The organism is Catellatospora sp. NPDC049609 (genome assembly GCF_040675365.1).
Lineage (GTDB): Bacteria > Actinomycetota > Actinomycetes > Mycobacteriales > Micromonosporaceae > Catellatospora.
The window spans coordinates 1-2,003 of sequence record NZ_JBFAOU010000423.1 but is presented as its reverse complement, the minus strand read 5'-3'; the positions used below and the strand labels follow the sequence as shown (position 1 = coordinate 2,003).

Sequence of the window (2,003 nt, the reverse complement as noted above, 5' to 3'; positions counted from 1 at the left end):
CGAGCCGACGGGGACACCACCAGCGAGTCCCTCCGCGCCCTCAAACGCCGCCTCTCCGACGTCGTGTTCCGGGCACTCCTCACCGACGCTTGACATAGGAGCAAGTGGACGTGACCGGAGGCCGGCGGCGCCGATAGCGCTGCTCTACCGAACGGAACCTAGTCCGGGTCCCAGCTGGGCCGTGCGCCAGCATTGGAAACGTTCCTCCACCGAAGCCACCGTAGAGGTCTGGGGCTATGTGCAAGCGGGTTGAAAGGCGCTTGCAAGACCCAGGAGGCAAACTGGAGAGGCGTCCACGTGGCGGCGCACAAGGGTGGCATCGCTGCGTGCGGCGGCACGAGTCCGCCGGCCGCAGGGCGCGGTTGTAGAGATGGGAGAGCTTGCTATGTCCGGTGTACATATGCCATGGGTCGAAGACGTAGTGTTCCTTACAGACGGCGGAATTGAGACCGACCTCATCTTCAACAAAGGTGCTGAGCTGCCGCTTTTCGCTGCATTCACTCTGCTGGAGTCGTCGGAGGGCCGGGAACTACTCAAGCGTTATTACCGCGAGTACACCCCGATAGCGGCCGAGGTCGGTGCGGGCTTTGTCTTTGAATCGCCGACCTGGAGGGCGAACCGGGATTGGGCGGTGAAGCTCGGTTACGACCGGGATCGACTCGCCCTGGCGAACGTTACCGCGATGCGCCTTCTTCAGGAACTTCGTTCGGAATTCTACGATCCTACCAAATCGGTTCTTAGCGGATGTGTCGGGCCTCGTGGAGATGGATACCAGGTCGGAGAAACTATGAGCGCCTCCGAAGCGCACGCCTACCATCAGGAGCAAGTGGACATGCTTGCTTCCGGCGGCGCTGAGATGATCAGCGCTATCACTATGACCTATGTCAACGAAGCGGTCGGCGTAGCTCGTGCGGCTAGATCCGCTGGGCTTCCGGTGGCGCTGTCCTTCACCGTCGAGACTGATGGCCTTCTTCCAGACGGAACGCCCCTGGGTAAGGCAGTGGTGGAAACTGACGAGGCGACGTCGGGGTGTTCGTCGTATTTCATGATCAATTGCGCTCACCCGACGCACTTTCTCCCGGTACTCTCCCCTGAATTCGGATGGGTGGAAAGAATTCGTGGCGTACGCGCAAACGCCTCCCGACTCAGCCACGCCGAGCTCGACGAGGCAGCCGAGCTCGATTGCGGTGACCCGCAGGAGTTCGGTCAGCTCTACCAGGCACTACGGAAGACGTTTCCCAACGTAACCGTTCTCGGGGGGTGCTGCGGCACCGACGCCAGGCACATTAGGGCAGCGGCGCACGCTGCTGCGTCAGCTCGGTTCTGAACCCCGCTGGAAGGTCGAAGCACTGACAGGGCTCCCGCTCATTTGCCGCACTGCAATGTGGCAACGGCGCCGCTCTGGTAAAGGGCGGTGGCTCTTCAGAATCACCTTCGACGTGCCTGGCTCGTGCCATTCGTGGCGGGCATGGCAGAAGTGGCCGTCGCGGTGATGTTCGAGCGCACTTCCTCTTCGTCGGAAGCCGCGATGGCCGCTATGGACAGCGAGGTCATTTCATCCTGATTCGGCGTTGATGTCGCGCGGGGTGGGGCGAGGACCGGGCCGGGCGATGGACCGGTCTTGCTGTCGGTGCAGCGGACGGGGATGAACATCGGCCAGCACTTCAGCATGACGGAGCCGCGCTCGCCGCGTGCCCGGAGGGCGGCGTGGCGGCGGCTGTACGCGGCGGCCGCTGGGACGGAGACTTGTCCTGGCCCGCTCGGACGCGGTTGACCAGGGTGCGTTCTTCACCCTGGTCGCCACGGTGGGCTCAGAAACTGAATGCATGGCCTTGCTCACCGCAGGCCGTCCAAAGGTGCCACGGCCCGGCGCGCGGTGCTGAACCGACATGACTCCGTAGCGTCGAGGCTAACGATCTTGTGCGCAATAGCTGACGGTGGCGGTTGCTGGTCCGATCGCAGATCCTTTTTGGATGCCGCGTCGATGGGCTCGTCGTGTCTTC

2 protein-coding genes are annotated in these 2,003 nt (G+C 63.1%); one reads left to right on the top strand and one right to left on the bottom strand.

The annotated features are described in order from the left end of the window. Positions 1-370 precede the first annotated feature (370 nt). On the top strand, positions 371-1,327 hold the full coding sequence (locus AB0J67_RS40825) for a homocysteine S-methyltransferase family protein (protein ID WP_363491155.1): 957 nt from the start codon (positions 371-373) through the stop codon (positions 1,325-1,327). 101 nt (positions 1,328-1,428) lie between these two features. Here the strand turns inward: AB0J67_RS40825 and AB0J67_RS40820 are convergent, their stop codons facing one another. Next, positions 1,429-1,653, bottom strand: coding sequence for a hypothetical protein (locus AB0J67_RS40820; RefSeq protein WP_363491153.1), 225 nt, complete (start codon positions 1,651-1,653; stop codon positions 1,429-1,431). Positions 1,654-2,003: the final 350 nt, after the last annotated feature.

Bases quoted from the DNA above. Each gene is read 5' to 3' on its own strand.
- AB0J67_RS40825 (WP_363491155.1), top strand. From the start codon at position 371: ATGGGAGAGCTTGCTATGTCCGGTGTACATATGCCATGGGTCGAAGAC.
- AB0J67_RS40820 (WP_363491153.1), bottom strand. From the start codon at position 1,653: ATGTTCATCCCCGTCCGCTGCACCGACAGCAAGACCGGTCCATCGCCC.